This window comes from Bifidobacterium criceti, from assembly GCF_002286935.1.
Classification (GTDB): Bacteria; Actinomycetota; Actinomycetes; order Actinomycetales; family Bifidobacteriaceae; genus Bifidobacterium; species Bifidobacterium criceti.
Map to the genome: position 1 here is coordinate 1 of NZ_MVOH01000025.1, position 7,997 is coordinate 7,997.

Annotated in this window: 6 protein-coding genes; 2 read left to right on the top strand and 4 right to left on the bottom strand. The window is 52.4% G+C overall.

Features of this window, described 5'->3' with window-relative positions; genetic code table 11:
- From B1526_RS09375 to B1526_RS08750, 3 genes are all read right to left on the bottom strand, one after another.
- Window positions 1-138 (bottom strand): type I restriction-modification system subunit M N-terminal domain-containing protein (locus B1526_RS09375; protein WP_201260154.1); only part of this gene is annotated, 138 nt, incomplete at its 3' end.
- A gap of 15 nt (window positions 139-153) precedes the next feature.
- Window positions 154-3,273, bottom strand: coding sequence for a type I restriction endonuclease subunit R (locus B1526_RS08745; RefSeq protein ID WP_095615670.1), 3,120 nt, complete (start codon window positions 3,271-3,273; stop codon window positions 154-156).
- Between the two features lie 63 nt (window positions 3,274-3,336).
- A complete protein-coding gene (locus B1526_RS08750) occupies window positions 3,337-5,562 on the bottom strand; it encodes an N-6 DNA methylase (protein WP_095615671.1) in 2,226 nt (741 codons plus the stop codon).
- Between the two features lie 102 nt (window positions 5,563-5,664).
- Here B1526_RS08750 and B1526_RS08755 point away from each other — a divergent pair, with 102 nt between their 5' ends.
- Complete coding sequence (locus B1526_RS08755) at window positions 5,665-6,372, top strand: DUF4357 domain-containing protein (RefSeq protein ID WP_095615672.1); 708 nt, start codon at window positions 5,665-5,667, stop codon at window positions 6,370-6,372.
- On the opposite strand, the gene B1526_RS08760 is transcribed toward B1526_RS08755, so the two are convergent.
- Window positions 6,342-6,578: a hypothetical protein gene (locus B1526_RS08760; protein WP_095615673.1), complete on the bottom strand. Its 237-nt coding sequence runs from the start codon at window positions 6,576-6,578 to the stop codon at window positions 6,342-6,344. The two genes, B1526_RS08755 and B1526_RS08760, sit on opposite strands and share 31 nt — an antisense overlap.
- Window positions 6,579-6,992: 414 nt before the next feature.
- Between B1526_RS08760 and B1526_RS08765 the strand changes: the two genes are divergently transcribed.
- Window positions 6,993-7,352, top strand: a complete 360-nt coding sequence (locus tag B1526_RS08765; RefSeq protein WP_327078365.1) for a GNAT family N-acetyltransferase — start codon at window positions 6,993-6,995, stop codon at window positions 7,350-7,352.
- Window positions 7,353-7,997 lie beyond the last annotated feature (645 nt).

Here is a 7,997-nt window from a genome sequence, read left to right on the forward strand (position 1 = left end):
AATGTACTTCAAGAAAATCAGACCGAGTACAACGTTCTTGTATTCAGATGGGTCAATGTTGCCTCGAAGCTTGTCTGCAGCGCCCCAAATCCGCTTCTCGAAGCCGATTTCGGCGGTATTATCCTTCTTCTTCACCATGCTAAGCCTTTCCTGCTATTCATAGATCTTGGCATCAGCCCACAATTCACATTGTTCCATAATGGTGTTCATGGCGTCATCAACCCCCTCAGGCGGATACTCGTACTTGCGCAGCAAACGTTTGATGGCCCGACGCATGCCAGCTCTCGCGCTTTCTTTCCTTTGCCAGTCTATCGTAGCGCTCTTCTGCATAGTCTCAGTCAGTTCCTTGGCTATCGAGACAAGCTGGTCATTGTCGTAGAAATCTTTGACAGCCTGCGGTTTGGTAATCGCATCGTAGAACGCCATTTCCTCGCCGCTCAAACCGAGCTTTTGCGCGTCGTCTCGATCCTTCATGATTTCTTTGGCCATGTTGATGAGCTCTTCGATAACCTGCACATTCGTAAGCATGCCGTTGAGATACGAGTTCAATGTGTTTTGAAGCATCTCACTGAATTTCTTGGCCTTGACCACGCTCGTGCGACCGTATGCCCGCACTTTTTCTTTGATGAGACGTTTCAGGCTCTCGATCGCGATATTCTTCTCCTTCATATCGGCGACTTCTTTGAGGAACGCTTCGTCGAACAGAGAAATCTCTACACTATCCTTCTCGAACAGGTTGAGCACGCCGTCTGCATGCACGCTCTGTTGGAGAATCTCACTCACTCGCTTGTTGAATTCCGCATACGTCATGCCGTTTCCACCACCGGCGCCTCGTCCAGTTAGACGTAGAATCTGCACGCGCAATACGGACAGGTAAGCAGCCTCGTGGGCGTCCTCCTCACTCACCATGCTTTTGCACAGGCTCAGCGCTTGGTTCATAAGCAGGCTTTGCTTGAGGAAGTCCTCCATGTCTTCGTGCCGCTCCGGATCAAGCATCCAGTCGGTTCCCTCAGCGATGGCATCGGCAAGCGCTTCCCGGTTGTCTTGGAAAATCAGCTTGCGATAGTCAAATCCATACATGAGATCGTGGCACACGTCCAGCTTTTCAAGGAATTTTGGATAGGCGGTCTCGGCGATGTTCATGTTGCCGTAATTGTGCTGGTCGCGGTTGGTATAGTCTCTCATCGCCTGTTTGAGCGCGCCGGCGACGCCGATGTAGTCTACGACCAAACCGCCCTCTTTGCCCTTGCATACGCGGTTGACGCGAGCGATGGCCTGCATAAGGTTGTGCCCCTTCATCGGCTTGAACACATACATAGTGGACAGGCTGGGCACGTCGAATCCAGTGAGCCACATATCCACAACGATGGCGATTTTGAGGGAATCGGAATCGTTCTTAAACCTGCGTTCCATTTCTTTCTTGTGCGTGGTGCCACCACATACCTCGAACCATCCCTCGGGATCCTGATTCGACATGGTCATCACCACGCCAATCTTGTCCTTCCATTCAGGGCGAAGTTCCATAATCTTGTAGTAGATCTTCATCGCGATCGGCCGGCTATACGCCACGACGAGGGCCTTGCCTGCCAGGATATCGGCGCGATTGTTCTCATAATGGTCCACAATGTCGCGACACAATGCGTCGATGGTTTCAGGAGTGTCGAAGATTGCGTCGAGTCCGCCGAGATCATGCTTGGACTTCTCCACGCTCGCTTCATCGGCTTGATCAGCGAATTCTTTATAGGCCGCGTCGATACGGCCTAGCGCATTTTCATCGAGATGAAGCGAAACAACACGGCTTTCGTAATAGACCGGCTTGGTGGACTCGTCTTCGACGGACTGGGTCATGTCGTATACATCGATGTAGTCGCCGAAAATCTCACGAGTGTTGCGGTCATCCGTGGAGATTGGCGTTCCAGTGAAACCAATGTAAGATGCTTTCGGGAGTGCCTTACGTACAACTCGAGCCGCGCCGACCGACACATGGCCATCTGCGTTGATTCGTTCGGTCAGACCGTACTGCCCACGATGCGCTTCATCCACCATCACCACAACGTTGCTTCGGTCACACAACGGCTCATCGCCATCCGAGAACTTCTGCATGGTCGTGAAGATGATGCCGTTCGCCTCACGTCCTTCAAGCAATTCTTGAAGGTTTTTGCGGCTCTCAGCCTGAACCGCCTTCTGACGCAGGAACTTGGCACACCGGTTGAACTGCCCGAACAGCTGATCGTCGAGATCGTTGCGGTCGGTGATGACCACGATTGTTGGGCTTTCAAGATAACGCTGCAGCAAATGCGCGAAAAATACCATCGAAAGCGATTTTCCACTTCCTTGGGTGTGCCAGAACACGCCGATTTTACCATCTCCACTTACGGCTTCCTCAGCTCTAGCGATGGCTTTCCGCACAGCAAAATACTGGTGGTACGCGGCAATGATTTTCACCACTTTTTCGGAAGAATCATTGAAACATACAAAATTCTGGATGATATCGAGCAGGCGATCTTTCGGGAGCATGCCATCGATCATGGTCTTCCATGACGCGGTTTTCGTTTCGGAATAATCGCCGTCTACAGACTTCCATGCTACGTAACGGTCCTCATCGGACGTAATCGTACCGACCTTGGTCTGGGTCATATCGCTCATCACACAGAACACATTCGGCACGAACATGCTTGGTATCTGCCTCATGTACTGACGCAGCTGCAGGTATGCGTCCGAAGCGTTTGTCTCCTCACGCGATGGGGACTTCAGCTCGAACAACACCAACGGCATGCCATTTACGAAAATGATAACGTCGGGTCGCTTCTCGGAATATTCCACGAACGTCCACTGGTTCACCACATGGAAATCGTTGTTCTCTGGATTATCGAAATCAAGTAGCCGAACGATGTCATCGCGGTCTTCTTCGCCGTCGAAGAACCGCACTTCAACTCCGGATTGCAGGTAGTCGTTGAATGTCTCATTGCGCTGTTCCAGACTGCTCACTTCAGTATTCTGAATCTTGCGAATGGCTTCATCAATAGCTTCTTTCGGCAAACTCGGGTTGATTCGGCTCAAAGCCACCGGGAGAACATCAGGAAGGAATACATCCCGGTACGAGTCATCAGTACGATGCACATCAGGGCCATACAGATGCTCGTAGCCAAATCTTCCTGCCAAGTGCTCAATAATGAGCTGTTCATACCAATCCTCATTCAAGGCGGCTGTAGCGATAACATTGCTCAGGTTTTTTTCAAGGGCTGTATGTGACCCATCCTCAAGAACACTCATTGTTCACCTCATCAAATATAAGGATCTTCATGCACGTATCTCTTCCCTTCATCACTTTATCAATTACCCTTCTTCGGCACCAAACCTGATGGCATTGCAGAGAGTGGTGGCATAGCCTGCCGCGGCGGCGCTCAGATGCTTCAGTTCATCGGCGGCACGTTGGATCTCCACGAGTTTGCGCTGCATCTCAAGCGAAACCACGGGCAGTTCCATATCTAGTGGGTCGATTTGGCCGGCGATGTTTCGTGGAGTGTCTTTTTGATTCCATGCTGCTTGCAGACAGATGGCAACAAAATCGGGAATCCAGTTGTCGCCCTTCATACGGAGCGCCAATACCGTGTGGGACATTCGGTGCCCACCTTCAACATCTACCGCCGCATGGGTGGATCCGAGTTTGCGGAACACGATATCGCCAGGCTCCGTTATGTGCTCTCGCTTGCCAACATTCCCGCTCTTCGTCAGCGATGCCATACCTTCGGAAAGAATCTGTGGTGTGATCACATCTTCTTGATACACCGCATCCCTTCCAACTGATTGCGTGTTCCCTCGTATGAGTTCGGCTTCATTGCTATCCACCAGTTCTCGTAAGGTGAAGACTCTGCTCTCCTTCATGTTTGCGAGCGAGCTCGGCAAATCACGCAATGGGTTGGACTCATCATCTATCTGGCCCAACCCTTGTCTGATTTCTGAAATCTCCTCAGTACTCTCGAGGCAGATATTCTTGGGCTTCATTCCTTCCGGTTTGACCCACTTATCCGGAGCGAGCGAGACATTGTCCTCGGCAAGTATCTCGGCGCACGCCACATCCATCCACCGGTACTTACCATCGGCGTATCCATTGAGCGGTTCAGACAGATAGACAGGCAATCCCCCTTGCGGCGCCTCTTCCGTGGCCGAAGCACAATCAATGAGATACACGCGGTTTGGCTTCGTTCCGTGTGACAGTACCCATATGTCGAGAGGAATGCTCGTATCACGGAGCTGCCGACGCGGCAACGATATGATGGCCTCAATCACCCCGTCCGCGACCATACGTCGGCGAAGGTTTGCAAGCAACCTGCTCGTAGTGAAACTGGGGCGTAGCGCAATGAATGCTCTCCCCTCTTTATCGAGATGGAAGATACAATCCTGCAGAAATGCCACTTCAGAAGAGAATGCACGCTGACGGCTTCCCCCATTGGAAACATCATATTTCCATCGATGATCGGTCACATCTGCATCAGAACTGGCTGAAAGTCCCATCGGCGGCGTAACCACCGAAAGGTTGCATTTCAAATCCGGGAACGGATCTTTTCGAATCAGGTCATTGAGAACAACGGTCTCTGTGGCGTCTGTACCAAATTGCAGGAAGAACCTGGCTTGAGCGATGACAGCGGCAACTGAATTGATGTCCGCAAGCGCAAAACGATACTGCGGATTACGCAATGCCACCCGCATCGCGACGAAGGCACCGCCACACGCGGGATCGTAGAAGGTTGGATTCGGTTCGGAACAAGTCTTCGCCCATGTATTCGCCATCTCGGCCATCACATGATAGAGGGGCGAGCCGTTATCCCCAAGGTAGGCTTGCCGGTTGTCCCACATGGCGTCAATCACCATATCCGCAGCATCCATGATGTTCGGCAAATCGATGGCATCAACGAGTGAAACATTGCCTTGAATGGTTTCGATATCGTCGCTCTTGATAAGACTCCGAACATAATCGACAACATAATTCGATAGAAGATGTTTCGCCTCACGCTCTATGGTTTCGATGGCGTCCACATAGGACACCCATGATTCCTTATCTCCATCGTCTACAAGTGTCTGCCATTGAACTTCAAGACCATATTCACTCGCCGCCTTGCGAAGATGGAGAAGGGCGACAAACCGCGCCCCGCCTTCAATGGCATCCATCTTCCCTCGCACTCGGTTGGCATACTCCCAGACAAGGCTGCGCATACGGTTGTCATGGAACTCCTTGTTGTTGTCCCGCAACCACCCGGACACCTGATCGTAGTCAAACGCCGGCTTCCCGTCTTTGGTGCCGACAGGTTCCGGAAATGTGTCGCTACGACGTTTCCAGTTGGAGACGGTGGATACACTCACATTCGCCATCTGAGCGATTTCCGTCGTGTTAATTAACAGGTTGCGATGCGCTAAACGACACTGCTCGCCATTGGACATATCTAACTCCTTGATGATGGTCGCCACCTGTCGATTGAAAACCATGTTTTCAATCTTTTTCATATAGATTACACGAAAACTGAAAACACGCAAGTTGAAAACACCGTTTTCAGTCACCTTCATAAGATTCGATTCGCAGTAACAACACCGATGGAAGCGAACAGTCGCCACAAATCCTTTTTCCGTATACTGAAAACCAACGTTCCAACCCCAAAGGAGACCCCAATGTCCACAGGCGTACTCTACGTGATGTCGACGGTCGTGTCTGGATTGATCAAGATCGGTAAGACGACGACGGATCGTTTCGACGGTCGCATGTATGAGCTTGAGCACAATGGGTACCGCAATGTGACGGGGTTGCGGCGCAGGTTCGCGATCGAGGTCGAGGATTACGACGAGAAGGAACGTATGCTCGACGATATCTTCTCGAAGGCGCGCGTCCCCGGATCCGAATTGTTCGCACTTGACATCAATCTCGCAATCGAACTGCTCTCGTCATTCGAAGGTCGTCAAATCTATCCGAAGTCGAGTACGGAATCCAAGAGCAAAGTCTTCGACGACGCCGCGAAAAACCATCAGGAACACACCGACATCCAAAGTATTCCCGAAAGCACGTATTATCTCGACAGAAAACGTCCGCCGTTGCATGTGGAGATGGTCGTCGATGATGACATGCTCACGATACGCGCAGGGCAGCACGTGGCCGCCAACGATAGTACGAGCATAGACAAAGGCGTACGCGAGCTGCGCCGCAGCAATGTCGGCACCGATGGCACCGTGCGCGCGGACGTGCGTTTCAGCTCGCCGTCGCAAGCTGCCGCATTCGCCACCGGCCACTCATGCAACGGCTGGGCACAGTGGAAAACGGCAGACGGTCAACCAATCAACGTCTTTCGCACGCATCAGAACTCTTCTTCGCAGTCATTGCATTGATAGCGCGGCAGCGGATAAATCCCCTCAACCTCGCACCCACCGAGAACCACCTTGCCTTCGTCGAGCTCACGTTGCAGCTCCGCGTCGGACACGGGCATACCGTACATGATGTTCGCAATATTCCGCGAACCGCAGCGTGGGCAGATCACTTCGGTATCTTCGGTATCTTCGGTATCTTCCATACGCGCTGCGAGCGCCGCCCCCATATGCTTACGCCTTACAAACAGCCGTCGTGCGACTGCGCGCACTGCGGCATCGCGCGACGCTCACGCCACCTCAGCGACGCGCAATCACACACTTCGCGGCATCGCGCGACGTAACCATTACCCTCAGCGTCCAGCGTCACCGCACATTGCGGCACCGCGCGACGCCAACACCGCCCAACCGACCAGCGATACCGCATCGCCCACCAACGCGCGACGCTAACGCCGCCTCAGCGTCCAGCATCCCCACACACTGCGGCACCGCGCGACGCCAACACCGCACGACACACACATCCATACACAACATACCGAAGTCCCCCATTCCCCCATCTGATATAGGCTGATATAGGCTCCGCGATATAGCCTGCAGCTACGGCAATCGAATACACGGACGAGAAACGCTTCACATAGGATCAGATTCACGAACTGTTCGCATCGGTCGGTTGGCAATCCGCGCAGTATCCCGACCGCGTCTACCGCGCACTGCTCGGCAGCGACACCGTCATCAGCGCATGGGACGGCAATCAGCTCGCGGGCCTCGCGCGCGTCATCGATGACGGCGACATGCTCGCGTACATGCATTGGGTGCTCGTGAATCCGAAATACCAGGGCATGCATGTTGGCAGCGGCCTCGTCGAACATGTCAAGGAACGCTATGCCGATTACATGTTCCTCGAGGTGATGCCCGAGGAAAGCAAGAATGCGCCGTTCTACGAGCGACACGGTTTCACGTTGATGGAAGACGGCCGCGCGATGCAGATCGTGCGGCCATCGTGACTTCCGGACAGGAATACCGTCAACGTAGTATGTCAGCGAGTTCTTACATTGAAAGGATATATCCTTTCAATGTAAGAACTCTGCAAGGTTATGCAAGCATACATATCAACGACGATATGTATTCGACGATACGTATGCGACGCCACCGTCGCGGCCATCACAACACTGCAATATATTGCACTCCGCAAAAAGCAACGGCAACATGGGAGCCGGACTGAAATCCGAACACTGACAAACGGAGGCCCACCGCAGACACCAAGACCGCCACAAAGCGAGACCAAGTAGTCGAGCATATGCATTCAGGTCGTTTCACAAGACCTCTATAGCATGACTTGATATTGGTCAAAAAACATGACAATGTATTAAAATATTTATCCTATGATAAAGAAAACACTGTATGTAAAATATGATATCTTATAATTAAGCAATAACAGATTGTACAGTTCCACCGTATAGGAAGGATGATCATGAACAAACCATTCATCACCGAAGAGGAGTTCCTCGAACTCGGACGCACCGAAATCGATACGCCGAAAGCGCTCGCGGAAGCCCTGCACACCTTACGCCCCCAAATGACACTCACCGAAGAGGGTGCGGGGAAACTGTATCGCAATATCCAGCTGTCGCTTTTTGCCACACGCCTTG